25 protein-coding genes are annotated in these 24,842 nt (G+C 64.5%); 12 read left to right on the top strand and 13 right to left on the bottom strand.

Annotation, left to right across the window (positions count from 1 at the left end; all coding sequences use genetic code 11):
- Positions 1–3 precede the first annotated feature (3 nt).
- From paaB to GWG65_RS00965, 8 genes are all read left to right on the top strand, one after another.
- Positions 4–291 carry a 1,2-phenylacetyl-CoA epoxidase subunit PaaB gene (paaB, locus tag GWG65_RS00930; protein WP_148737304.1) on the top strand — a complete coding sequence of 96 codons (288 nt, stop codon included), beginning with the start codon at positions 4–6 and terminating at the stop codon, positions 289–291.
- Entirely contained in the window at positions 291–1,067 is a 777-nt protein-coding gene (gene paaC, locus GWG65_RS00935; protein WP_275193407.1) for a 1,2-phenylacetyl-CoA epoxidase subunit PaaC, read from the top strand. Before paaB ends, paaC begins: the two co-directional genes overlap by 1 nt.
- Complete coding sequence (gene paaD / locus GWG65_RS00940) at positions 1,061–1,564, top strand: 1,2-phenylacetyl-CoA epoxidase subunit PaaD (protein ID WP_275193408.1); 504 nt, start codon at positions 1,061–1,063, stop codon at positions 1,562–1,564. The genes paaC and paaD overlap by 7 nt, the downstream gene beginning before the upstream one ends.
- Positions 1,565–1,702: 138 nt before the next feature.
- Positions 1,703–2,785, top strand: a complete 1,083-nt coding sequence (gene paaE / locus GWG65_RS00945) for a 1,2-phenylacetyl-CoA epoxidase subunit PaaE (protein WP_275193409.1) — start codon at positions 1,703–1,705, stop codon at positions 2,783–2,785.
- Between the two features lie 55 nt (positions 2,786–2,840).
- The gene (gene paaI / locus GWG65_RS00950; protein WP_275193410.1) at positions 2,841–3,287 is read left to right on the top strand and encodes a hydroxyphenylacetyl-CoA thioesterase PaaI; all 447 of its coding nucleotides are present in this window, start codon (positions 2,841–2,843) and stop codon (positions 3,285–3,287) included.
- A 40-nt stretch (positions 3,288–3,327) separates the two neighbouring features.
- The gene (gene paaK, locus GWG65_RS00955; RefSeq protein ID WP_275193411.1) at positions 3,328–4,659 is read left to right on the top strand and encodes a phenylacetate--CoA ligase PaaK; all 1,332 of its coding nucleotides are present in this window, start codon (positions 3,328–3,330) and stop codon (positions 4,657–4,659) included.
- Positions 4,660–4,709: 50 nt separating this feature from the next.
- Entirely contained in the window at positions 4,710–5,714 is a 1,005-nt protein-coding gene (locus tag GWG65_RS00960; protein WP_275193412.1) for a zinc-binding alcohol dehydrogenase family protein, read from the top strand.
- A gap of 101 nt (positions 5,715–5,815) precedes the next feature.
- Positions 5,816–6,895: a YeeE/YedE family protein gene (locus GWG65_RS00965; protein WP_275193413.1), complete on the top strand. Its 1,080-nt coding sequence runs from the start codon at positions 5,816–5,818 to the stop codon at positions 6,893–6,895.
- A 19-nt stretch (positions 6,896–6,914) separates the two neighbouring features.
- On the opposite strand, the gene GWG65_RS00970 is transcribed toward GWG65_RS00965, so the two are convergent.
- The 5 genes from GWG65_RS00970 to GWG65_RS00990 are packed head-to-tail and all read right to left on the bottom strand — an operon-like array spanning position 6,915 to position 11,676.
- A complete protein-coding gene (locus GWG65_RS00970) occupies positions 6,915–8,138 on the bottom strand; it encodes a bifunctional alpha/beta hydrolase/OsmC family protein (protein ID WP_275193414.1) in 1,224 nt (407 codons plus the stop codon).
- A gap of 24 nt (positions 8,139–8,162) precedes the next feature.
- Complete coding sequence (locus GWG65_RS00975; protein WP_275193415.1) at positions 8,163–8,828, bottom strand: sulfite oxidase-like oxidoreductase; 666 nt, start codon at positions 8,826–8,828, stop codon at positions 8,163–8,165.
- Between the two features lie 3 nt (positions 8,829–8,831).
- On the bottom strand, positions 8,832–10,154 hold the full coding sequence (locus GWG65_RS00980) for an MFS transporter (RefSeq protein WP_275193416.1): 1,323 nt from the start codon (positions 10,152–10,154) through the stop codon (positions 8,832–8,834).
- Positions 10,155–10,187: 33 nt separating this feature from the next.
- Positions 10,188–11,408, bottom strand: a complete 1,221-nt coding sequence (locus GWG65_RS00985) for a cytochrome P450 (RefSeq protein ID WP_275193417.1) — start codon at positions 11,406–11,408, stop codon at positions 10,188–10,190.
- Between the two features lie 58 nt (positions 11,409–11,466).
- Positions 11,467–11,676 carry a ferredoxin gene (locus GWG65_RS00990; RefSeq protein WP_275193418.1) on the bottom strand — a complete coding sequence of 70 codons (210 nt, stop codon included), beginning with the start codon at positions 11,674–11,676 and terminating at the stop codon, positions 11,467–11,469.
- A gap of 155 nt (positions 11,677–11,831) precedes the next feature.
- Here GWG65_RS00990 and GWG65_RS00995 point away from each other — a divergent pair, with 155 nt between their 5' ends.
- Positions 11,832–12,479, top strand: coding sequence for a TetR/AcrR family transcriptional regulator (locus tag GWG65_RS00995; protein WP_275193419.1), 648 nt, complete (start codon positions 11,832–11,834; stop codon positions 12,477–12,479).
- Here the strand turns inward: GWG65_RS00995 and GWG65_RS01000 are convergent.
- The 4 genes from GWG65_RS01000 to GWG65_RS01015 form a co-directional block, all read right to left on the bottom strand.
- Entirely contained in the window at positions 12,476–13,126 is a 651-nt protein-coding gene (locus GWG65_RS01000) for an aspartate/glutamate racemase family protein (protein ID WP_275193420.1), read from the bottom strand. The genes GWG65_RS00995 and GWG65_RS01000 overlap by 4 nt on opposite strands.
- 140 nt (positions 13,127–13,266) lie before the next feature.
- Positions 13,267–14,280, bottom strand: a complete 1,014-nt coding sequence (locus tag GWG65_RS01005; RefSeq protein WP_275193421.1) for an amino acid ABC transporter substrate-binding protein — start codon at positions 14,278–14,280, stop codon at positions 13,267–13,269.
- A 12-nt stretch (positions 14,281–14,292) separates the two neighbouring features.
- Entirely contained in the window at positions 14,293–15,642 is a 1,350-nt protein-coding gene (locus tag GWG65_RS01010; RefSeq protein WP_275193422.1) for an aspartate aminotransferase family protein, read from the bottom strand.
- Positions 15,643–15,645: 3 nt separating this feature from the next.
- Positions 15,646–16,518, bottom strand: coding sequence for a MurR/RpiR family transcriptional regulator (locus GWG65_RS01015; RefSeq protein ID WP_275193423.1), 873 nt, complete (start codon positions 16,516–16,518; stop codon positions 15,646–15,648).
- 87 nt (positions 16,519–16,605) lie between these two features.
- Between GWG65_RS01015 and GWG65_RS01020 the strand changes: the two genes are divergently transcribed.
- Together GWG65_RS01020 and GWG65_RS01025 are read left to right on the top strand one after the other, a co-directional pair.
- Complete coding sequence (locus GWG65_RS01020; protein ID WP_275193424.1) at positions 16,606–17,793, top strand: ABC transporter permease subunit; 1,188 nt, start codon at positions 16,606–16,608, stop codon at positions 17,791–17,793.
- 2 nt (positions 17,794–17,795) lie between these two features.
- Positions 17,796–18,902 carry an amino acid ABC transporter permease gene (locus GWG65_RS01025; RefSeq protein ID WP_275193425.1) on the top strand — a complete coding sequence of 369 codons (1,107 nt, stop codon included), beginning with the start codon at positions 17,796–17,798 and terminating at the stop codon, positions 18,900–18,902.
- A gap of 187 nt (positions 18,903–19,089) precedes the next feature.
- Here the strand turns inward: GWG65_RS01025 and GWG65_RS01030 are convergent, their stop codons facing one another.
- A complete protein-coding gene (locus tag GWG65_RS01030) occupies positions 19,090–20,508 on the bottom strand; it encodes an amidase family protein (protein WP_275193426.1) in 1,419 nt (472 codons plus the stop codon).
- Positions 20,509–20,628: 120 nt separating this feature from the next.
- Positions 20,629–21,405, bottom strand: coding sequence for an SDR family oxidoreductase (locus GWG65_RS01035; protein WP_275193427.1), 777 nt, complete (start codon positions 21,403–21,405; stop codon positions 20,629–20,631).
- Positions 21,406–21,561: 156 nt separating this feature from the next.
- On the opposite strand from GWG65_RS01035, the gene GWG65_RS01040 reads away from it, so the two are divergent.
- Positions 21,562–22,635: a tartrate dehydrogenase gene (locus GWG65_RS01040; RefSeq protein ID WP_275193428.1), complete on the top strand. Its 1,074-nt coding sequence runs from the start codon at positions 21,562–21,564 to the stop codon at positions 22,633–22,635.
- Positions 22,636–22,842: 207 nt separating this feature from the next.
- On the opposite strand, the gene GWG65_RS01045 is transcribed toward GWG65_RS01040, so the two are convergent.
- A complete protein-coding gene (locus GWG65_RS01045; protein WP_275193429.1) occupies positions 22,843–23,916 on the bottom strand; it encodes a malate/lactate/ureidoglycolate dehydrogenase in 1,074 nt (357 codons plus the stop codon).
- Between the two features lie 11 nt (positions 23,917–23,927).
- Entirely contained in the window at positions 23,928–24,839 is a 912-nt protein-coding gene (locus GWG65_RS01050; protein ID WP_275193430.1) for an NAD(P)-dependent oxidoreductase, read from the bottom strand.
- Positions 24,840–24,842 lie beyond the last annotated feature (3 nt).

Below are 24,842 nucleotides of genomic sequence, written 5' to 3' on the forward strand. Positions count from 1 at the left end.
GCGATGGCCACGCCGAACACGCCGCTGTGGGAAGTCTTCATTCGCAGCCGCAACGGGCTCGCGCACAAGCATGTCGGCTCGCTGCATGCGAGCGACGCCACGATGGCGCTCCAGGCCGCCCGTGATATCTACACCCGCCGCGGCGAGGGCCTCTCGATCTGGGTGGTGCCGTCGACCGCGATCACCGCGAGCGATCCCGCCGAGAAGGGCATGATGTTCGAGCCGGCGGAGACGAAGATCTACCGGCACCCGACGTTCTACGAGGTGCCGGACGAAGTGGGGCACATGTGATGCCCGTCGCCAACGTTCAGGTCTCCGAAACGCCGCAGGTGCTCTACGCGTTGCGCCGCGCCGACGATGCGCTGATCCTCGGCCATCGGCTGTCGGAATGGTGCGGGCATGCGCCGATGCTGGAAGAGGACATGGCGCTCTCCAACATCGCGCTCGACCTCATCGGTCAGGCGCGCGAGTTCTACACTTACGCCGCCAAGATCGAAGGCAAGGACAACGACGAGGACAAGCTCGCATACTTGCGCGACGTGCGCCAGTATCGCAACCTGCTGCTGGTCGAGCAGCCGAACGGTGATTTTGCCCAGACCCTGGTGCGGCAGTTCTTCTATTCCGCCTTCGCCGATCTCTACTGGCGCGCGATGATGAACTCGCGCGATGCGACGCTTGCCGCCATTGCCGCGAAATCCGAGAAGGAGAGCGCCTATCACCTTCGCCATGCCTCGGAATGGATCATCCGGCTCGGCGACGGCACGGAAGAGAGCCACGTCCGCGCGCAAGCCGCGATCGATCATCTCTGGGCTTTCACCGGCGAGATGTTTGCCGTCGATGCCGGCGAGCGCGACCTGATCCGTGCCGGCATCGCAATCGACCCCGAGGGCCTGCGCGGTCGCTGGCTGAACACTGTCTCAGGCGTGATCGGCGAAGCTACGCTCACGTTTCCGCAAAACGACTGGATGCAGCAGGGCGGCCGTGTCGGCCGGCACAGCGAACATCTCGGCCATCTCCTCAGCGAGCTGCAATCGATGCAGCGCATATTCCCGGGGCTGACATGGTGACCGTGCTGAACAGGAATGCCGAGCTGCGTCAGCGCGCCTGGGACGCCGCGGCGAGCGTGGTCGATCCCGAGATTCCGGTGCTGACCATTGCCGATCTCGGCGTGTTGCGCGACGTCGTTGTCGACGAAGATCATGTCGAGGTCGCGATCACCCCAACCTACTCGGGCTGTCCGGCCATGAACATGATCGCGCTCGAAATCGAGATCGCATTGGAGCGCGCTGGCTTTCGTCGCCCAAGCGTGCGTACCGTATTGTCGCCGGCCTGGACCACGGACTGGATGAGCGAGGAGGGACGCCAGAAGCTGCGCGCGTACGGCATTGCGCCGCCCCAAGCCTCGAACTCGCGCCGCGCGCTGTTCGGCGAGCAGGCGGTCGAATGCCCGCAATGCGGGTCGGGCAACACCGAGCTGCTGTCCGAGTTCGGCTCGACCTCCTGCAAGGCGCTCTGGCGCTGCAAGGCCTGCCGCGAGCCGTTCGACTATTTCAAGTGCCATTGAGAAATATGCGATGCCAACCCAGTCGTCATTGCGAGCGAAGCGAAGCAATCCAGGCCGCCTCCGCGGCGACAGTCTGGATTGCTTCGTCGCAAGGGCTCCTCGCAATGACGGTTGTGGCTTAAATTTAGAATGCCCGTGATGTCAGCAACCGCACCGCGCTTCCATCGTCTGGCCGTCAACGATCTCCGCCGCGAGGCGGCGGACGCCGTGTCGATGACCTTCGCCATTCCATCGGAGCTGAAGAGCGACTACGCCTTCAAGCCCGGCCAATACCTCACGCTCCGCGCTACCTTCGACGGCGAGGAGGTGCGCCGCTCCTATTCCATCTGCTCCGGCCCCGACGACGGCGAAATCCGCATCGCGGTGAAGAAGGTCGATGGCGGTGCGTTTTCGAGCTGGGCGGCGGACGAGCTGAAATGCGGCGACGAACTCGACGTGATGACGCCGACCGGTCGTTTCGGTGCGATCCCGCCGGCCGACACCGCGCGCGTCCATGTCGGCTTTGCCGCAGGCTCCGGCATTACGCCGATCCTGTCGATCGTCAAGGGGGTGCTGGCGCGCGAGCCGGACAGCCGCTTCTTCCTGTTCTATGGCAATCGCACGACCGACAACATCATGTTCCTCGAAGCGCTCGAGGAATTGAAGGATCGCTTCATCGATCGCATCTCGATCTTCCACGTCATCTCGGGCGAGGAACAGGACGTCCCGATCCTGCATGGCCGGCTCGACCGGGAAAAGGTGAGGGTACTGCTGCGCTCGCTGGTGCCGGCAGCGAGCGTCGATCATGTCTTCGTGTGCGGGCCGCCAGGGATGAGCGAGGAGGTCGAGGCAACCTGCCGCGAGCTCGGTATTGCCGGGGACCGCATCCATGTCGAACGGTTCGTCTCCGAGTTCGGCGGCAAGCCGCGGCCGAAGAAGATTGTTGCTCCGGATGCGCCCCCGAAGGCGATCGCATCCCTCATCATCGACGGCAAGCGCCGCGAGGTTCCCGTCGCCGAGGACGAAGCGATCCTCGACGCTGCACTGCGCGCCGGCATCGATCTGCCGTTCGCTTGCAAGGGCGGCATGTGCTCGACCTGCCGCGCAAAGCTGGTCGAGGGCGAGGCGCCGATGGATATCAACTATTCCTTGGAGCCCTGGGAGCTGAAGGCCGGATTTGTGCTCACCTGCCAGGCCAAGCCTTCGTCGAAGCGAGTGGTGGTGGACTACGATCACGTTTGACAGCCCTCGGCAACCGGCAGAACATCATGGGAAAACATCCAGCCTGGAGGAGCGAGTGAACGTCAAAGCCGGTCTGTCGCCCGAGGATATTGCCCGCGCCTGCGCCGAGGCGATGTGGACGGAGGACGACGCCTCAAAGGGCCTCGGCATGGAGATAGTCGAGATCGGTCCTGGCTTTGCGACGCTGGCAATGAATGTGCGGCCGGACATGGTCAACGGCCAGCGTATCGCGCATGGCGGCTTCATCTTCACGCTCGCCGATTCCGCCTTTGCGTTCGCCTGCAATTCGCACAATGAGCGCGTGGTCGCGGCGCAAGGGCAGATCACCTTCATCAAGCCGGGCAAGCTCGGCGATCGCCTTGTTGCGAAGGCGCGGGAGATTACCCGCGGTGGTCGCTCCGGCATCTATGACGTGCAGGTCGCCGCCGGCGACACTGTCATAGCCGAATTCCGCGGGCATTCGCGTGTCATTCCCGGCACGTGGCTGCCGGCTCAAGACTGAGACAAGACCAACAACGAACCAATGGCGTGGGGAAACCAGGATGGCTCTGACCGGGCTCAAGGAAGGTGGCAACACCTATCGTGCCGAGATGGACGCGCATGAGCGCGCGTCGCGCGACGAGATCGTGGCGCTCCAAACGCAGCGCCTGGCATGGTCGCTGAAGCACGCCTGCGACAACGTCGCGCATTATCGCAAAGCCTTCGACAAGGCGGGCGTGCACCCGTCCGGCTTTCGCGAGCTGTCCGACCTCGCGAAATTCCCGTTCACGGTGAAGACTGATCTGCGCGACAACTATCCCTTCAACATGTTCGCGGTGCCTCGCGAAAGACTGGTGCGCGTGCACGCCTCCTCCGGCACGACGGGCAAGCCGATCGTGGTCGGCTACACGCAAGCCGACATCGACACCTGGTCGGAGGTGATGGCACGCTCGATTCGCGCCGCCGGCGGCCGCACCGGCATGATCATCCACAATGCCTATGGCTATGGCCTGTTCACCGGTGGGCTCGGCGTGCACTACGGTGCCGAGAAGCTCGGCTGCACGGTGGTGCCGATCTCCGGCGGCATGACCGAGCGGCAGGTGCAGCTCATCAACGATTTCCGCCCCGATATCATCACGGTGACGCCGAGTTACATGCTGGCGATCCTGGACGAGTTCAAGCGCCAGAAGCTCGATCCGCGTCAATGCTCGCTGAAGGTCGGCATCTTCGGCGCCGAGCCCTGGACCAATGCGATGCGCGGCGAGATCGAGGAAGCCTTCGACATGGATGCGACCGACATCTATGGCCTCTCCGAAGTGATCGGCCCCGGCGTGGCTCAGGAGTGCATTGAGAGCAAGGACGGCCTGCACATCTGGGAGGATCATTTCTATCCCGAGGTGATCGACCCCGAGACTGGTGCGGTGCTGCCGGATGGCGAGAAGGGCGAACTGGTCTTTACCTCGCTGACCAAGGAAGCCTTCCCGGTGATCCGCTATCGAACCCGCGACCTCACGCGGCTGCTGCCGGGGACGGCGCGGCCGGGCATGCGGCGGATGGAGAAGGTGACGGGCCGCTCGGACGACATGATCATCCTGCGCGGCGTCAATTTGTTCCCGACCCAGATCGAGGAAATCCTGCTCGCGACCGACTGGTGCGGCGGCCACTTCATCCTCGAGCTGACCCGCGAGGGCCGCATGGACGAGCTGACCATCATTGCCGAGGCGCGGCCCGAAAGCTGGGATGGCCGTGGGCTGGTCGATCATGCCGACCGGATCTCAACCCACATCAAGAATACCATCGGCGTCACCGCCAAGGTGCTGGCGGTTGCTCCGGCCACGCTGGAGCGTTCGCTCGGCAAGGCCAAGCGCCTCTATGACAAGCGGCCGAAGGATTGACTTGACCATCCGCAAAGGCGACAAGGCCCGCGACAAATCGCGGGTCTTCGATGTCAGGAACCGATACCAAAGCCGTTGAAGCACGCTGCGTGCGCCTCAATGCCAAGTCCGAAAACGCGGCCGCGCTCGCACCTCGCGTCGAGCTTCACGCGCTCGCCCGCAGTGCCAACGACTTCCTGATCGAGCTCAAGGCGGCCGCCGTCAATCCGTCCGATGTCAAGGCTGCGACCGGGCTGATGCCCTATGCCGTGTTCCCGCGCACGCCCGGCCGCGACTACGCCGGTGTGGTGATCGATGGGCCGGCCGGCACGGTCGGCCGCGAGGTGTTCGGCTCCTCCGGCGATCTCGGCATCCGGCGCGACGGCACCCATGCCACGCATCTCGTCGTCGAAGCCGATGCAGTGGTGGAGAAGCCGAAGAACGTGTCCTGGGAAGAGGCCGCCGGCATCGGCGTTCCCTTTGTCACCGCCATGGAAGGCTTTCGCCGCGCCGGCTTGCCCAAGCAAAGCGAGACCGTGCTGGTGATGGGCGTCAACGGCAAGGTCGGCCAGGCAGCGGTGCAGATCGCGACCTGGCAGGGCGCGCGCGTCATCGGGGTGGTGCGCAAGGCGGAAGCCTATGAGGGCCACGCCAATGCGCCTGTCGAGGTGATCGATGCGTCCGCTGCGGACGTCGCCGCGCGTGTGCGCGAAATGACCGGCGGCAAGGGCGTCGATATCGTTTTCAACACGGTGGGCGATCCCTATTTCCAGGCCGCGCACAAATCGCTTGCGCTTCGCGGCCGCCAGATCCTGATCGCCGCGATCGACCGCATCGTGCAGTTCAACATCCTCGAATTCTATCGGGGACAGCACACCTATGTCGGCATCGACACGCTTGGCTTGTCCTCAACGGCGACGGGTGCGGTGCTGCGCGACCTCGCGCCGGGCTTTGCAAATGGGCACCTGAAACCGTTTCCAATCAAGGCAGGTGCCATCTATCCGCTCGATCGTGCCAAGGAGGCCTATGTTGCGGTCGCCGGCTCCTCGCGCGATCGGGTGATCCTGAAGCCGTGAAACTCGTCATTGCGAGCCCAGAAATGTATCCGTGGAGACAGCCTGGATTGCTTCGCTGCGCTCGCAATGACGGAGAATGGCGAGACGTCTGAGAACAATCGATGGAATCCACACAACTCGTCATCATCGCCGGCTTCGCCATCGGTCTCGTCTACGGCGTCGTCGGCCTGCTCAGCGGCTTCTGCCTGATGAGCAGCATGCGCGGCTTTCTCGCCAAGGGTGACGCCCGGCTGGTGCGGACCTACGCGCTGGCGATGGCGGTTGCGATCACGGCGAGTCAGTTCCTCGCCGGCAGCGGCACGGTCGACCTCGGCAAATCGATCTACCTGCAACAGACGTTTTCGGCGCCGGTGCTGTTCCTTGGGGGCCTGCTGTTCGGCTACGGCATGGTGCTGTCGAACGGTTGCGGCTCGCGCGCGCTGGTGCTGCTCGGCCGCGGCAATCTCCGCTCCTTCGTCGTCGTGATCGTGCTCGCCATCGCCGCGCAGATGACGCTCAAGGGCCTGTTCGCACCGGCCCGCATCGCGCTGGTTCAGGCCTCACAAACCACGGTCAATGCGAACTCGCTGCCCTCCTTGCTGGCCGTGCTTGGCCTTGGCGAAGCCGTCTCGCGTGCGCTGGCTTCTGCCGCAATCCTCGTCGCCTTGGTCCTCTTTGCCTTCGCCCATCCGGCATATCGCCGCTCGCCGGGCCAGATCGCGGCCGGGATCATCGTCGGCCTCCTCGTCGCTGGCGGCTGGTTCGTCACCGGCTATCTCGGTGCCGATGATTTCAATCCGGTCCCGGTGACCTCACTCACTTTCATCGCGCCGATCGCGGATGCGCTGCAATACGCCATGCTCTCGACCGGCCTGACGCTGAACTTCGGCATCGCGACGGTTGCGGGCGTCTTCGCCGGAAGTCTAGTCACGGCACTCGCAACGGGCCGCTTCCGCCTCGAAGGCTATTCCTCGCCTCGACACATGCTGCGTTCGGCCGGCGGCGCCGCGCTGATGGGCATCGGCGGCGTGATGGCGTTTGGCTGCTCGATCGGGCAGGGGCTTACTGGCCTCTCCACGCTTGCGCTTGCGTCCTTCGTCGCGGTCGCCGGCATCCTGCTCGGCACGGCGGCAGGCCTGCGCGGCGCGCTACGTGTTCAGCCGCTCAAGATTGCGGAAGTGGGCTCAGACCAGCCGAGGTGACAAGCGAAGCAGGAAGAGCCTAATCCACGGCCTTCGTGACGATGCGGATCTCGGAGGTCAACGTCCGGTGCACCGGACATTTGTCGGCGATCTCCATCAGCTTCTTGCGCTGCTCGGCATCGAGCGTACCCTCGATCGCGATATCGCGCTCGATCTGGTCGAGCATGCCATCGCGCGTCTCGCACTCCTGGCAATCCTTGGCGTAGATCTTGGAGTGCTTCAACGTGACGGTGACGCGGTCGAGCGGCAGCGCCTTGCGGTCGGCATAGAGGCGCATGGTCATGGAGGTGCAGGCGCCGAGACCGGCGAGCAGGAAATCGTAAGGGCCGGGGCCGGCATCCTCGCCGCCGGCGGCAACCGGCTCGTCCGCCACCAGGCGATGCGGGCCGACGCTAACGATCTGGTTGAACTTGCTCTTGCGGGTTTCCTGGACCACGACCTGACGCGGCGCTTCGGGGAGATCCATCGCTTTCGTAGGTTTTGCTGTGTCGACGTATCGGCTGGCCCAGGCCGCGATCACGTCTGCCGCATAGAGCGCATCGGCCGGCCTGGTCAGGAGATGATCGGCGTGGTCGAGCGAGACGAAGCTCTTGGGATGCTTGGCCGAAACGAAGATCTTGGTCGCGTTGTCGATTCCGACGGTGTCGTCGACCGGTGAATGCATCACCAGCAGCGCCTTGTGCAGGCTGGTGACGTCCTTCATCAGCTCATGCTCGACGATGTCGTCGAGGAACTCGCGCTTGATCTTGAACGGGCGGCCCGCCAGCGAGACCTCGACTTCCCCGTGCGTGCGGATGTTGTCGATGTGCTCGCTGAACAGGCCGGTGACGTAGACGGGATCGGACGGCGCCGCGATGGTCGCAACCGCCTTCGCCTCGGGAATTCCTCCGGCCGCGGCGAGGATCGCGGCGCCGCCGAGGCTGTGGCCGATCAGGATCGACGGCGCCTTGCGCGTCGCACGCAGATGATCGGCGGCGTGAACGAGATCGGCGACGTTGGAGGAGAAAGTCGAATTGGCAAATTCGCCTTCACTGGAGCCGAGACCGGTGAAGTCGAAGCGCAGCACCGCGATGCCCTTGCTGGCAAGCGCGACCGAGATGCGCTTGGCCGCCAGCGTGTCCTTGCCACAGGTGAAGCAGTGCGCGAAGAGCGCATAGGCCACAGGCTCGCCGTCTGGCAGTTCCAACGCGGCCGCGAGCTTGTGGCCGTCTTCGCCCGTAAATTGAAAGCGTTCCGTCGGCATGGGCTCCCCCGTTTTCGCCTGAAGCTAATCGCCTGAGTAGCGCTGTTCGGCCCAGGGATCGCCGCGGTTATGGTAGCCGCGGACTTCCCAGAAGCCCGGCGCGTCCTCGGTCAGGAATTCGATCGCCTGGAGCCATTTGGCGCTCTTCCAGAAATACAGGTGCGGAACGACCAGTCGCACCGGGCCGCCGTGCTCGTCCGACAGCGGCTGACCCGACCAGCTATGGGCGAGCAGGGCATCTTTGGCGGCAAAGTCTTCCAGGGCAAGGTTGCTGGTATAGCCGTCATGGGAATGCAGCACGACGAAGCGGGCGTCGTCACGCGGCTGGCAGGCCGCGAGCAGCTCGCGCGTTGCAAGCCCGTCCCACTGATTGTCGTAGCGCGACCAGGTGGTAACGCAGTGGATGTCGGAGGTGAATTGCACCTGCTTTTGCGCGGTGAACTCGGCAAAGCTCCAGAACACGGGGTTCTCAATCGCGCCATAGACGTCGAGCCGCCAGCGCTCCCGCGCGATCGGTGGCACGACACCGAGATCGAGCACCGGCCAGTCCTTGGTGAGGTGCTGGCCGGGCGGCAACCGCTGGTCTTCCGGCCGCGTGATCCGTCCCGTGAGGAACTGGCCGTCGCGCGCCCATTCTTGCTTGGTGCGCGTCAGTTTGCTGTCGGGTGGCAGCTCGTTGTCGTCGGCCATGGCCTACTCGTGGCGGTGCATCGCGGAGGCATGCTTGGTGTCGCGCATCGTAGCATAGATGATCAGCGACAGGCAGATCACGCCGGCGAGATAGTAGTAGAACCATTCCTCGTGCCCGATGCTCTTGAAGTAGAGAGCGATCGCCGGTGCGGTGCCGCCGAAGACCGAGACCGTGATTGCATAGGGCAGGCCGACGCCGAGCGCGCGGACATTGGTCGGGAATAGCTCGGCCTTCACCACGGCATTGATCGAGGTGTAGCCAGCGACGAACAGCCAGGCGCAGCAGATCAGGATGAATGCCATGAACGGCGACTTGGTCTCCTTCAGCGTCATCAGCAGCGGCACGGTCGCGAGGGTGCCGGCGACGCCGAAGAAGATCAGCAGCGGCTTGCGCCCGATCTTGTCGGAGATCGCGCCGTAGATCGGTTGCAGGATGGTGGCGAAGATCAGCGTGCCGAAGATCACGAAGGTGGTCTGGTCCTCGGTCAGCCCGACCGAGAGTTTTACGAAGGTCTGCATGTAGGTGGTGAAGGTGTAGAACGCCGCGGTGCCGCCGGCGGTCAGGCCGACCACCAGCAACAGCTCCCGCGGATACTTCAGCAGATTCGTGATCGAGCCGGTCGGCTTCACCACCTTCCTGGCTTCCTCGAACGCCTCGGTCTCGTGCAAGCCGCGCCGCATCACCGCGGCAAAGATAGCGAGCATCGCACCGATCGCGAATGGGATTCGCCAGCCCCACGCTCTCAATTCTTCGGGCGTGAGGAAGACTTTTTGCAGGAGCAGCAGCACGAGGATCGCGGTGAGCTGGCCGCCGATCAGCGTGACGTATTGGAAGCTCGAATAGAAGCCACGGTGCTTGGGGTCGGCGACCTCGCTGAGATAGGTCGCGCTGGCGCCATACTCACCGCCGAGGCTCAGGCCTTCGATGACGCGGGCCAGCGCCAGGATCACCGGCGCGGCGAAGCCGATCGTGGCATAGGTCGGCGTCAGCGCGATGATCAGCGAGCCGAAGCACATGAAGACGACCGACAGCGTCAGGGAAATGCGCCGCCCGAAATGATCGGCGATATAGCCGAACAACCAGCCGCCCAACGGGCGCATCAGGAACGTCGCCGCGAACACGACGGCGACGTTCAATTGCTGCACGACGGGGTCGTTGCCGGGAAAGAAGGCCGGAGCGAAATAGAGCGCGAACGCCGTATAGGCGTAAAAATCGTACCATTCGACGAGGTTGCCGATCGAGCCGATGAAGATCGCCTTGATCCGCCGCTCGGCGTCGGCGACGTCAAAATGCTCGGAGGCCGGTTGGGTTGCTTGCTCAGTCACGTCCGGCCTCTCACTCCGCTGGTTGTGGGAGGCCTACATCGCCTTTCCAAACAGAAATGGCAACTGGCGCGGGCCCCTGACGGTTCCCTGAGACCAGGTCACGGTGCCGGCCGGATCGAGGCGGAAATCCGGAATCCGCTTCAGCCATTCCTCCAGCGCAACCTGCATCTCCATCCGCGCCAGGTTGGAGCCGACGCAGCGGTGAATGCCGAGGCCGAACGCGGCGTGACGATTCTCCCGGCGGTCGATCACGACCTTGTCAGCATCTGGAAACATTTTGGGGTCGCGGTTGGCAGCCGGGAAGGATAGCAGCACCATGTTGCCCGGCTTCACCGGACAGCCGGAGATCGTGGTCTCCCCGACCACCTCGCGGGCCATCGTCACCGGTGAGTAGGCGCGCAGCAGCTCCTCCACCGCAGTCGGAATCAGGCCGGGCTCGGCGATCAGGCGCTCGCGGTCGGCCGGTGTCCGGGCGAGGTGCCACAGCGAGGAACCGATCGCGCTCCAGGTGGTGTCGATGCCGGCGATCAGGAGCAGCCGCAGCGAGCCCAGCACGTGGGAATCCTCCAGCGGCTGTCCCTCCTTGTCGCGGGCGTTCATCAGATAGGAGATGAGGTCGTCGGTCGGCTTTTTCTTGCGCGTCTCGATGTGGGCGCTGAAGTAAGCGCTCATCTCGTGCACGGCCTGGAGCAGCATGTTCTCGTCCTTGATGCCGAGCTCCAGGATCATGTGGATCCAGTTGATGAAGAGGTCGCTGTCGCTCTCGGGAATGCCGAGCATGTGGGCGATCGCCTGAACCGGAATGTACTTGCTGTAGCGCGCCGCGGCATCAACCCGGCCGTCGGCGATAAAGCCGTCGATCAGCTCGTTGCAGATGGCGCGGACCCGTGGTTCGAGTTTCTTCATTGCGTCCGGTGTGAAGGGCGGCAGCAGCAATTGCTTGGCCGGCTTGTGCACGGGAGGATCGGACGTGATCGGCGGGGCGGCGTTCCTGGCAGGCTCGGGCCGCGCGTCACGCACGATGATGCGGCGCGAGGAGAAATGTTCGGTGTCGTTGGCGATCTCGCGCACCGCTTCGTAAGTCGTGGGCAGGTAGCAGCCGAGGAAGCGCTCGGTGTGCACGATCGGGCTTGCGGCCCGCAGTTCGTCCCAGATCGGAAAGGGATCTTCCGTCCATTGCGGATCGGTGTGGTCGAAATCGTTGACCCAGTCGGTCACGGGCGGATGGGCGGCGGGTTGGCTGACGTCGGACATCTCGGGAATCCCTCGGGGCTCGTGGTCTCTGCAGGCACGCAAGCGGACGAAAGCCGCGCTACTCCTCGATCACATCGATTGCGATTTCCGGGCAATTGGCCTTGGCAAGCCAGGCCTTGTCTTCGAGGCCCGGCGGAACCATGCCGTCGCCGGCCTCGTGGGCGTTGCCGTATTCGTCGAGCTCGAACAGCTCCGGCGCGAGCGCCTTGCAGCGCGCGTGGCCCTGGCATTTGTCGGGATCGACGTGAACCCTCAGTCGCTCTGTCATCGCGGCTTCCCTGGTCGTGTGCGCGCCGCGCCCGAAGGCGTGCGCGTTCCTCATGTCAATTTTATCCGCGGCATTCGCCGCAGCTTTAAGTTATAGCATATTACATTGGCGACGGGCTTCCCCTGTCAAGCGCAAACTTATAGGCTCGGCGCATCATGCGTTCACAACTTGCCCGCAAGCCAGAGAACACCTACCACCACGGCGATCTCCGCGACGCCTTGATCAAGGCTGCGCTGCGCGAGGCCGAGCAGGGCGGGGCGGAAGCGGTCAGCATCAAGGCGCTCGCAAAGCGGCTCGGCGTCTCGCAGCCCGCGCCATACCGGCATTTTGCCGATCGCGAGGCGCTGCTTGCGGCGGTGACGGCGGAGGCGTTCCGGCAGCTCAGCGCGATTTTGCGGACGGCGATGGCAAAGCCCTCGAAGCAGTCGAAGCTGTCGCGGCTGGCCCAGGCCACGCTGGATTTCGGCCTGCGCCGCAACGGCATCTACCGCTTGATGTTTGCCTCGCGCACGGTGTCGTGCGCAGCCAAGGGCAGCGAGCTGCACGAGGCGACGCGCGAGACTTTTGCGCTGGTGATCGAAGCCCTCGAAGCGCCCGCGGTTGATTATTTGCGCGAGCGGCAAGCTCTCAAGATCTGGGCGGCGCTACACGGCGTGGTGATGCTGGCCGAGCAGGGCCTGTTCACCGGCGAGGCGGCCCATGCCACCCGCGAGGACCTGGTCGAGGACTTCGTGAACGAGACCAAGACGGCGCTCGCGGCTGCGATCAAGGACGCTCGCCGCAGGGCGAAGGCGGGCGTTTAAGCTTTCGCCGCAAGGAGCTTCTTCAGCTTGTGGACGGCGCTGTCCGGCGTGGTCACGACGGGTCGGCCGGTGGCCTCCGCGACCAGCGGTGCAGTTGCCGCGATGCTGAACTGCGCCAGCGCGACGACGTCGCAATCCCGTAGATCGCGTGAGGCTTCCACGATCAGCCTGTCGTGCTCGGCACGGTCGCCGCGATCGAGCGCGGCCAGCGCGCCTTCGGCAAGCTTCGGCACGAGCTCGACGGAGGCGGGAAATTCCGGTGGCATCGAGACCAGCGTCGGCGGGAAGGTCGAGAGCAGGCCGATGCGCTTGCCCATCGTCACCGCCTGCTCGATCATGGCCTCGTTCGGCTTCAGCACCGGCTTCGGCGCATGCGCTTGGGCGACCGCCTCGATGCAGGGGCCGAACGCCGAGCAGGTGAACAGGATCGCGTCGGCCCCCGTCGCCGCCGCATAATCGCCGAGCGCAAGGAAGCGCTCGGTCATGGCATCGTTGAGCGTGCCGTCATGGGCCAGGTCCGCGGACAGGCTGTCATCGAGCAGGTTCATCAGCCGCGCCTGCGGCCACGCCTTCGCGAATGCCGCCTCGATCGGGGCGATGGAATGCTTGAGGGCATGGATCAGGGCGATGCGAGGAGGCGTCGTCATTGGATGTGATTACCTGGTCTCGTGCCCCGGACGCAGCGCAATGCGCAGTATTGCGCTGTCGAGCCGGGGCCCATCTTGGCCGCTGGTCCCGGCTCAGCGCAGCGGCGTTACATGCTGCGGCGCGTCCGGGACACGCGTACTTACTTGAACGGCACCGCGTACATCAAGCCGCCCTTGCTCCAGAGCCCGTTGAGGCCGCGCTCGAGCTTGAGCGGGCTGGCCTTGCCGACATTGCGCTCGTAGATCTCGCCGTAATTACCGCCTGCCTTGATCGCCGTGGCCAGCCATTTGTTGTCCAGCCCGAGCCGCGAGCCGAGATCGCCGGAGGTGCCGAGCAGGCGCTGCACCGCGGGCGTCTGCGACTTCGCCATCTCGTCGACATTGCCTTGCGTGACGCCGAGCTCCTCGGCTTCGATCAGCCCATAGTGCAACCAGGCGATGATGTCGCTCCAGACCTCGTCGCCGTTGCGGGTGAAGGGTCCGAGCGGTTCCTTGCTGATCGTCTGGGGCAGCACGACGTAGTCGGCCGGATTGGGGGCTGCGGTCGTCACGGCGCCGGCGAGGGCGGAAGCGTCCTGGGTCATGGCATCGCAACGCCCGCCGAAGAAAGTCTGGTACATGGTGTCGACGCGGTCGAACACCAGCGGCTTCCAGTCGATGCCGTTGGCGCGGCCGTAATCGCCGAGCGTGACCTCATGCGTGGTGCCCTGCGCGACGCAGACGGTGGCGCCCTTGAGGTCCTTGATCTCCTTCACGCCGAGGTCCTTCTTCACGACAAAGCCCTGGCCGTCGTAGAAGTTGATTGGGCCCTGCCGCAGGCCCAGCGTGACGCCGCGCAGATAAGTCTGCGTCGAGTTGCGGTAGAGCACGTCGATCTCGCCCGATTGCAGAGCGGTGAAACGGTTCTGCGCGGTCAGCGAGACGTAGCGCACCTTGCTCGGATCGCCGAGCACGGCGGCCGCGAGCGCGCGGCAATAGTCGACGTCAAGGCCCTTGTAGTTGCCTTGCGAGTCGGGCGCGGAGAAACCGGCAAAGCCGGCACTGACGCCGCACACCAACGTGCCGCGGCTTTTCACCGTGTCGAGCGTCGCGGCCGACGCGACAACCGTCGATGCCGCGAGCAGGCCTGCCGCGATAACCATTTTCCTCATCATGCTAGTCTCCCCTCAGTGATTGACACTACGCAATACGTTGTCGACGGCCGTGCCGAGCTTGTCGACGATCAGGTCGATCTCCTCAGCCGAAGCGATATAGGGCGGCGCCAGCAGCACGTGGTCGCCGCGGACCCCGTCCACTGTGCCGCCGCCGGGATAGCAGCCGAGCCCGTTGGCAAAGGCTTCTGCCTTGATCTTCTGGTTGAGCTTGAGCGCCGGATCGAATGATGTGCGACCGGCGCGATCGGCGACGAGCTCGATCGCCCAGAACAGGCCGCGTCCCCTGATGTCGCCGACATGGCGGTGATTGCCGAAGCGTTCGACGAGGCGCTGCTCGAGCTGCTTGCCGCGCTCCTTGACGCGATCGAGCAGCCGATCCTCGCGGATCACATCCTGCACCGCGAGCGCGGCCGCGCAGGCGAGGGGGTGCGCCAGATAAGTATGGCCGTGCTGGAACGCGCCCGAAGCGGCGCGGATGGTGTCGATGATCCTGCCGCTCGCGAGCATCGCGCCGATCGGCTGATAGCCGCCGCCGAGCCCCTTTGCGATGGCCTGGATGTCCGGCGCGACGCCTTCCTGCTCCCAGGCGTGTGTCGTGCCGGTGCGGCCCATGCCGCACATGACCTCGTCGAGGATGAGCAGCGCGCCGTGGCGGTCGCAAATCTCGCGGACCGCCTTGAAGTAGCCGTCCGGCGCGGTCACGGCGCCGGCGGTGGCGCCGACGACGGGCTCGGCCAGGAATGCTGCAACGGTATTGGGACCTAGCCGTTGAAACTCGGCTTCGAGCTCGGCTGCGAGCCGCGCCACGAACTGCGCATCCGACTCGCCGTCGTGCTTCTCATGATAGGCAAAGGCGGGCGTGACATGGCTGAAGGCGGGCGACAGCAGCGGCGCATAGGGCGCGCGGCGCCAGGCGTTGCCGCCGGCGGCGAGTGCGCCCAGCGTGTTGCCGTGGTAGCTCTGCCGCCGCGCGATGAAGTGCTGCCGCTGCGGCTCGCCGCGCTCGATGAAATATTGTCGCGCGAGCTTGATGCTGGCTTCGATCGCCTCCGATCCGCCGCTGACGAAATAGGCGTAGGCGAGACCGCCCGGCTCGTGCCCGACCAGCGTTTCGGCCAGCCCCTCCGCCGGCTCGGACGAGAAGAAGGCGGTGTGGGCATAGGCCAGCGTCGAGGCCTGCTTCGCTATTGCTGCGATCACGCGCGGGTGCTGGTGGCCGAGGCAGGAGACCGCTGCGCCGCCGGAGGCGTCGATCACGCGGCGCCCGTCCTCGGCGAAGAGGTAGACGCCTTCGCCGCCGATCGCCTTGGGCGGCGTCTCGCGCAACGAGCGATGTAGCACGCGGCTGATTCGAGCGGCCATGGATCAACCTTTCTCTGAAACGTAGGTGGAGGCCGCGGCCAGCCGCACCTCGGTATCCTGAAGGCGCTTCTTCGCCGCCGTGCCGCCGAGCGAGAACGTCACCGCGGCCAGCGACTGCGCAATCGCGATTGCGCCGGTGAGGCTCGGGAAGAAGCCGGGCGAGGATGCCGCTTCGAACAGCAGCACGTGGTCGGCGCCTTCGGCCATCGGTGCCGCCACGCTGTCCGCGATCGCGATCAGCGTCGCACCGGCGCGATAGGCAGCCTGCGCGACCCGAACGCTCGCATGCGTATAGGGCAGAAAGCCGATGACGATGACGGCTTGGCCGGGGCGAAAGGCGCCGAGGTCGAGATCGTCAGGACCGGACCCGCCGACGATCTGCACCTGATCGGGACGGAACAGCCGCAGCTCGTAGTTCAGCAACTCCGCGACGCTGCGGCAGCTTCGATAGCCGGTGATCCAGATCCGCTTTGCGACGTGCAGTGCACGCGCCGCCTCCGCAATCGGCTGCGCTGGGATGCGCAGAAGGCCGGCAGACTCGGCGTCGAACTTGTCGGTCACGAGTGCGACATCGGCGTTGGGACCGTGGCGGCGGCTTTTCGCGCGCACGGAAAAGGGCGCCAGCTGCGACGGTCGCCGCGCTTCCGTCAGCGCGGCGCGCAATTCGTCCCAGCCGGAATAGCCGATCGCTTTCGCAAGCCGCGTGAACGCGGCGGGATCGGCGCCGGCAACCGCTGCAAGATCGCGCATCGAGCGGGTGGTGGCGTCGTAATCGTTGGCCGCAACGAAGCGTCCGACCTCCTGCAGCCGCATCGGGAGCGATGGCAATGCAATGCGCAGTTCGCTCAGGGGCGAGAATTTCGCGGGCTCGGCCATGAAACATTTGTTGCACGAACTGAAGTTTGGTGCAACAGTTGACGTGCGCCGCCGGAAATCGCTGCTTTCGATGAGGATTTTTGTGCTGTGACCACCGATGATCCCAGGCCTCCGCCACGTCGCCGTTTGTCTGTCGCGCTCGGAAGCCGCGAGCTGAAGGGCCTGTTCTGGCAAATTCTGGTGGTCGGGATTGCGGTTGCCGTGATCGCCTTTCTCTGGTCCAACACCGTCACCAACCTGTCGGCCCGCCGCATCACCACCGGCTTTGCCTTCCTCGGCCGCGAGGCCGGCATGCCCATCGCCGATAGTCTTGTCGCCTACAATCCGAGAGATACCTACCTCTGGGCCTTCGTCGTCGGCGTCGCCAACACCTTGCGCGTCGCCGTGATCGGTATCGTGCTCGCGACGATGTTGGGCACGCTGATCGGGATCTCGCGGCTGTCGGCCAACTGGCTGCTCTCCCACCTTGCCGCCGTCTATGTCGAGGTGCTGCGCGACATCCCGCTGCTGCTCCAGCTGTTGTTCTGGTACGTCCTGATGCAGGCGCTGCCGGCCGCGCGCGCGGCGTTTCGGCCGATCGATGGCGTGTTCCTCTCCAACCGCGGCCTGATCCTGCCGGCGATCCCGATCGGGACGCCGCAACTTTGGGTGTTCTGCACGGCCGTGCTGGGCGTGGCCGTGTTCTATGGCGTCCGGCGATGGCTGATCGCGCGGCAGATGCGCGACGGCAAGCCACGGCCGGCCTGGCCTTTTGCGCTTGGTCTGATCGTCGCGCTTCCGGCGCTCGTGTCCGTGCTGCTCGGCGTGCCCTGGACGATCGAATGGCCCGAATTGCGCGGCTTCAACTTCGTCGGCGGGTTGACGCTCGCGCCGGAATATTTTGCGCTTCTGATCGCGCTCGTTACTTACACTTCCGCCTTCATCGCCGAGATCGTGCGCAGCGGTATCCAGTCGGTGCCGCGTGGCCAGTGGGATGCCGCCAATGCGCTAGGCCTCCGTCGCAGCTTCATGCTGCGGCAGATCATCTTGCCGCAGGCCATGCGGGTGATCGTGCCGCCGATGACCAGCCAGTATCTCAACTTGACCAAAAACTCCTCGCTCGCGGTGGCGATCGGCTACCAGGACGTCGTCTCGATCGCCAACACTACGCTGAACCAGACCGGACAGGCGATCGAGGCGATCGCGCTGATCATGGCGGTGTTCCTGACCATCAGCCTCGGCATCAGCTTCTTCATGAACTGGTACAATGCGCGCATCGCGCTGGTGGAGCGCTGAGCATGACGGCCATTACCGACATGCCGGACGCGCCGCGCGCAGCTCGCCGCCCGCAAATGGGAAATCCGGTGCTGCGCTGGCTACGCATCAACCTGTTCTCGTCGATCCCGAACGGCATCCTCTCGGTCGTGCTCCTGGCGGTGCTCGCGAAGGGCGTCACCGGCTTCGTGCAATGGGGCATCGCCAATGCGGTCTGGCTCACGCCGGCCAACGACTCCAGCGCCTGCCGTGCCGCGCGCGGTCTTGGCGCTTGTTGGGCGGTCATCCCCGAAAAGTACCGCTTCATCCTGTTCGGCACCTATCCGTTCGACGAGCAGTGGCGGCCGGCGCTGTCGGTCCTGCTGTTCATCGCGCTGTTCTATCTGTCCTCCCGCCGCACCTTGTGGCGCCGCGAACTGGTCTATCTCTGGATCGTCGTGCTTGGCCTGATCAGCGTGCTGATGTGGGGCGGCGTGCTCGGCTTGTCGTTCGTTTCGCAGGATCGTTGGGGCGGTTTGCCGGTGACGCTGATCCTCGCCACCTTCGGCCTCGCCTTCGGCTTTCCGCTTGGCATCCTCGTCGCGCTCGGCCGGCGCTCGAATCTGCCGGCGATCCGTTCGCTCTCGGTGGTCTATGTCGAGCTGATTCGCGGCGTGCCGCTCGTGAGCCTGCTGTTCATGGCGAGCGTGATGTTTCCGCTGTTCATGCCCAGCGGCTTCAACATCGACAAGCTCCTGCGCGCGCAGATCGCGATCATCCTGTTCGCGGGCGCGTACCTTGCCGAAGTCATTCGCGGCGGTCTTCAGGCGGTGCCGCGCGGGCAATATGAGGCGGCTGACGCGCTCGGCCTGTCCTATTGGCGGAAGAACCGGCTGATCGTCCTGCCGCAGGCGATCCGCCACGTCATCCCGCCACTGGTCAACACCTTCATCGCGTTCTTCAAGGACACCAGCCTCGTCCTGATCATCGGCATCTTCGACCTGCTGACCACAGCCAAGACCGCGATCATCGATCCCGCCTGGCAGCAGTTTTCGGTCGAGGTCTACATCTTCGTGGCCGCGATCTATTTTGTCTTCTGCTTCGCGATGTCGCGCTACAGCCGGAGTCTGGAGGCAACGCGCGGGAGGTGAGGGTCTCTTCCTTCTCCCCTTGTGGGAGAAGGTGGCGCGAAGCGCCGGATGAGGGGTTCTATCGTCGAATTCGGACGGTGAGATTGCCCCTCGCGGAGAGATACCCCTCACCCGTCTCGCCGCTATGCGGCGAGCCACCCTCTCCCACAAGGGGAGAGGGTGCTACCGAGCTCGCGCTTTGAAACGATTACTTCCTCACCCTAGGATCGATCGGCGTGGTCCCGCGCAGGCCCAGAATATCCTCCAGCACCTTTGCGCCCGCGATGACCTGCGCGTCTGCGCGCGGCGCGCCGACCACCTGCACGCCGACCGGCAGGCCCGATGCCGTGAAGCCGCAGGGCAGCGACAGCGCGGGGCAGCAGGCGAGCGTGATCGCATAGACGATGCCGAGCCATTCAATGTAATTGTCGAACCTCTTGCCGGCGCATTCGGCGACATAGCGGTTCTCGATCGGGAAGGGCGGCACGATCGTCGTCGGCACGAGAAGCAGATCGTAGGTTTGGAAGAACTCGACCGCGCGCGCGGTCATTCCGACGCGCTGCGCCTCGGCGCGTTCGAGCTTTTCGACCGTGAGCTTGAGCCCTTCCTCGATATTCCAGATCACCTCGGGCTTGAGCAGGTCGCGCTTGGTCCGCAGCAATTGCGCCTTGCTGATTGCGAAGTCGAACGCGCGCAGCACGTGGAAGCATTCGTGCGCTTCACGCCAGTCGGGATGCGCTTCCTCGACGGTGGCGCCAGCCTCAGTGAAGCGCTCCGCCGCTTTGCGCGTGATCGCCTTGACTTCGGGATCGACCGGCGTGATGCCGAGATCGGGCGAATAGGCGATGCGCAGCGGTTTCGTGCCCGATCGCGCCGCCGACAGGAACGAGGTCGAAGGCGCCGGCAGCGACAGCGGATCGGCCGCATAGTCACCGCTCATGGCATCGAGCAGCAGGGCGAGATCCTCGACGTTGCGGGCCATCGGGCCCTGGACACCGAGATTGCGGTCGATGCCCGCTTTTGGCGTATGTGCGACACGGCCGATGCTCGGCCGCATGCCGACGATGCCGCAGAAGCTCGCCGGGCTTCGCAGGCTGCCGCCCATGTCGGAGCCTTGCGCGAGCCAGGCCATGCCGGTTGCAAGCGCCGCGGCGGCGCCGCCTGAAGAGCCGGCCGCAGATTTGGTCGTGTCCCAGGGATTGAGGGTTGCACCGAACACTTCGTTGAATGTGTTGGCGCCGGCGCCGAACTCCGGCGTGTTGGATTTGGCGTAGACGACTGCGCCGTTACCTTCGAGATTCTCGACCATGAGGTCGGACTGTTTAGGCACATTGTCCCTGAAGATCGGCGAGCCCTGCGTGTTCAGCACGCCGGCGACGTCGGTCAGGTCCTTGATCGGCACCGGTAAGCCCGCGAGCAGCCCGCGCGCGCCGGCCGGCTTCTGCATCAGCGCCTTGGCGTTGGTCCGTGCGCGGTCGAAGCACAGCGTGGGCAGCGCATTGACCTTGCCGTCAACCTCGGCGATGCGCTTCTCCAGCACATCCAGAAGTTCGAGCGGGGAGATATCGCCGGAACGCAGCTTGTCGACGACGGTGCAGGCCGTTTCGCGGATCAGGTCTTGAGACAATTAGTTTACTCCTGTGCTTATTCTAGGCTCCGTCATTGCGAGCGAAGCGAAGCAATCCAGAAATATACCTGCGGTGGCAGTCTGGATTGCTTCGCGTCGCTCGCAATGACGAGGATAGCGTTAACCCCATCCCGCGCTGATGCCGCCATCCACCGTATAGATGACGCCTGACGTATAGCCGGCGCGATCCGACGCCAGAAACGCCATGAGGTCGCCGATCTCGCGCGCATGCGCAGGCCTGCCGAGCGGCAGGCTCTTCTGGAATTCCTTGTAGCGGGTCTCGTCGCCGAACTGGTGCTTTGCCCGCGTCTTCAGCAGTGTCACGTGGCGGTCGGTGCCGACCGGCCCAGGATTGATGCCGACCACGCGGATGTTGTCGGCAAGGCTCTTGCCTCCGAGCGCACGCGTGAAAGCCATCAGTGCGGCATTGCCGGCGCTGCCGCAGATATAGTTGGCGTCGAATTTCTCGCCGGCTGCGCCGATGTCGTTGACGATCACGCCGCCGCCCTTGGCCTTCATCTGCGCATAGATCATACGGGTGAGGTTGATGTAGCCGAACACTTTCAAGTCCCAGGCGTGCCGCCAGGTCGCCTCGTCGATCTTGTCGATGGAGCCGCCGGGAATGTCGCCGGCATTGTTGACGAGCACGTCGATGTCCGCGGCTTCTTTCGCCAGCCGCGCCATGTCCTCGCTCTTGCGCAGATCCACGATGCTTGTCGCGGCGTCGATCTGATGCGCGGACCGCAGGCGCTCGGCCAGCGCCTTGAGCTGGTCGCCGCTGCGGGCGGCGAGCAGGAGGTGGCAGCCCTCCTCGGCGAACGCTTCGGCGGCGGCTGCACCGATGCCCTTGGACGCGCCGGTGATCAGGACGCGCTTGCCACGCAGATGCAGATCCATGGGAGTTACTCGCAGGAAAGGAACAGGATGAAATCAGTAGGCGGTCGGCCGCGCCACGGTCAACATTGCAGTGCAGCGTTGCACTGCCGCTGACTTTGGTCCATTGCAGTGCGATCAAAAAGGCGGCGGTTGCCGGACTAATCAGGGACGTTTTCGATGAGCAAGAAGCAATACCGGATCGCGGTCATTCCCGGCGACGGCATCGGCAAGGAAGTGATGCCCGAAGGCCTGCGCGTTTTGGAAATGGCAGCGAAGAAGCATGGAGTTTCCCTGCATTTCGATCATTTCGACTTCTCGTCCTGGGACTATTACGAGAAGCACGGCCAGATGATGCCGGACGATTGGAAGGAAAAGATCGGCAAGCACGACGCGATCTACTTCGGTGCGGTCGGCTGGCCGGCCAAGATTCCCGATCACGTTTCGCTGTGGGGTTCGCTGATCAAATTCCGCCGCGAATTCGACCAGTATGTGAACTTGCGCCCGGTGAGGCTGATGCCCGGTGTGCCGTCACCGCTGGCGGGCCGCAAGCCCGGCGACATCGATTTCTGGGTGGTGCGCGAGAACACGGAAGGCGAATATTCCTCCGTCGGCGGCCGCATGTTTCCGGACACCGACCGGGAATTCGTGACGCAGCAGACCGTGATGACTCGCGTCGGTGTCGACCGCATCCTGAAATTCGCCTTCGAGCTTGCGCAGTCGCGGCCGAAGAAGCACCTGACTTCGGCGACCAAGTCCAACGGCATCTCCATTACCATGCCCTATTGGGACGAGCGAGTGGAGGCGATGGCGAAGAAGTATCCAAGCGTGAAGTGGGACAAGTACCACATCGATATTCTGACCGCGAACTTCGTGCTGCATCCGGACTGGTTCGACGTCGTGGTCGGCTCCAACCTGTTCGGTGACATCCTGTCCGACCTTGGCCCCGCCTGCACCGGCACCATCGGCATTGCGCCGTCCGGCAACATCAATCCCGAGGGCAATTTCCCATCGGTGTTCGAGCCGGTGCATGGCTCGGCGCCCGACATCGCGGGGCAAGGCATCGCCAACCCGATCGGCGCCATCTGGTCGGGTGCGATGATGCTCGAGCATCTCGGCGAGAAGGAAGCCGGCAAGTCGATCGTCGATGCGATCGAGCGAACGCTCGCCGAACGCACACTGCGCACCAGGGATCTCGGCGGCAACGCCGACACGACAGCCTGCGGCAAGGCTGTGGCGGAGATGGTGGATTAGGATGCTGCTTTCCCTCTCCCCTTGTGGGCCCCCTTGTGGGAGAGGGTGGCTTCGATGCGAAGCATCGAAGACGGGTGAGGGGTCTCTCTCAGCGAGTGAGACTCTCACCATTGAATTCGCGGATACAACCCCTCATCCGGCGCTTCGCGCCACCTTCTCCCACAAGGGGAGAAGGGAAGAGTAGCGTCATAGCTGCCCTATCTTCGATCAACCCACGATCTTTTCGATCGCCGCCTGATCGAGCCCGAACCGCTTCCCGGCCTTCAAAATCTCCTGCCACGTGGTCGGGTCGACCGGAATGCCTTCAGCCAGGCGCTTCTTCTTCGTCTCGCGCTCGGGTTCGCCGGCGATCCTCACCTTGTCGACGCCGGGGGCAGGAGGCGAGCCGGTGTGCCAGGCGACGAAGCTCTCGACTTCGCGCGCCAAATTGTCGCCCGTGCCGAGTTTGGTCGGGTCGATCAGGATCGAGAGCATGCCGTTGAGGACGCGGCGCTTGCCGTCGGCCGGGCCTTTGACCACCTCGCCACCGGAGAGTGCGCCGCCGAGCAGTTCGCACACCAGCGCCAGTCCCGAGCCTTTGTGCTCGCCGAACGGGAGGATGGCGCCGTGCGGGGCAATCACGGTGTAGCGCGGATTGTTGGTGGGTCTGCCCTCGTTGTCGATGATGGTGCCGGGTTCCAGCTCGACGCCCTTGTTGTGGGCGACGCGTGTCTTGCCCTGCGCGATCTTGCTGGTGGCGAAGTCGAGCACGATCGGCTCCTTGCCGGCGCGCGGGATGCCGACGCAGAACGGGTTGGTGCCGTGGCGTGCATCGCTGCCACCCCAGGGCGCCACGATCGGGCGCGAGATCACGTTGACGAAGTGGATCGATACCAGCCCGTGGTCGATGCACTGCTCGGCCCAGTGGCCGATGCGTCCGATATGGTGCGAGTTCGACAGGCCGACGACGCAGACACCGTTGCGCTTGGCGCGCTCGGCACCGAGCTCCATCGCTTCATGGCCCATCACCTGGCCGTAACCGGTGAGGCCGTCAAGGGTGAGCAGGGGGCCCGTGTCCATCACGATCTTGACGTGCTGGTTGATGGCGAGGCCGCCTTCGACGACCGCTTCGACATAACGCGGGATCATGCCCACGCCATGGGAGTCGTGGCCCTTCAGGTTTGCCTCGACGAGGTTGGTGGAGACCAACTCGGCTTCGCGGTCCGTGGAGCCGCCCGCCTTGGCGATGGCGCGGATGGCGTTGGTGAGCGGCTGTGCCTTGATGTTGCGATACTCGGCCATTGTTGTTGTTCTTATCCCATTGCGATCCGGCGGCAGTGTTGCCACGCCGCCTCGATTAGATTCTCGCTCGCCTCCGGCGTGCGGAAGGCCGAATGCGCCGACAACGTCACGTTCGGCAGTTTTGTCAGCGGATGATCTCCGGGCAGCGGCTCGATGTTAAAGACGTCGAGGCCGGCATGGCGGATATGACCGGATTTCAGCGCGTCGATCATCGCTTGCTCGTCGACCACCGCGGCGCGGGCGGTGTTGATGAGGATGACCCCCGGTTTCATCGCAAAAATCTTCTCGCGGGTGATCATGCCGCGGGTCTCGTCATTGAACTGCAGATGCAGCGATACAACGTCGCTTCTCGCCAGTACCGTGTCGAGATCAGTGAACTCCACGCCGGGATGGCTCTTCGGCGAGCGGTTCCAGGCAGTCACCTTCATGCCGCTGCCCGACGCGATACGCGCGACTTCCGCGGCGATGCCGCCGAAGCCGATGAGGCCGAGCGTCTTGCCGGTGAGCTGCATGCCGTCCTCGCGCAGCCAGTTGCCGACACGCATCTCGCGATCCATCATCGCGATCCCACGGGCCGACGCCCACATCAGCGCGATCGCGGATTCCGCGACCGCCGTGTCGCCATAACCCTTGATCAGATGCACGGAGATGCCGAGCTCGGCGAGCTCTTCGGGGTTCATGTAGCTGCGCGCGCCGGTGCCGAGAAACACGACGTGCTTGAGGCCCGTGCATTTCTTTGCGACTTCGGTCGGCAACGCGGTGTGATCGACGATCGCGATCTCGGCGCCGTCGAGGATATCTGGATACTGTTCGGGCTTGATGTCGGGATCCCTGTGGATCCGCACCTTGGCATCGCCGGGCTGCTCCAGCCGCTCCATGATTACGGCCAGGGCTTCGTTGGCGTCGACGAAAACTCCGCGCATGGC

Origin of the sequence: Bradyrhizobium sp. CSA207, assembly GCF_029051685.1 — a bacterium.
Classification (GTDB): Bacteria; Pseudomonadota; Alphaproteobacteria; order Rhizobiales; family Xanthobacteraceae; genus Bradyrhizobium.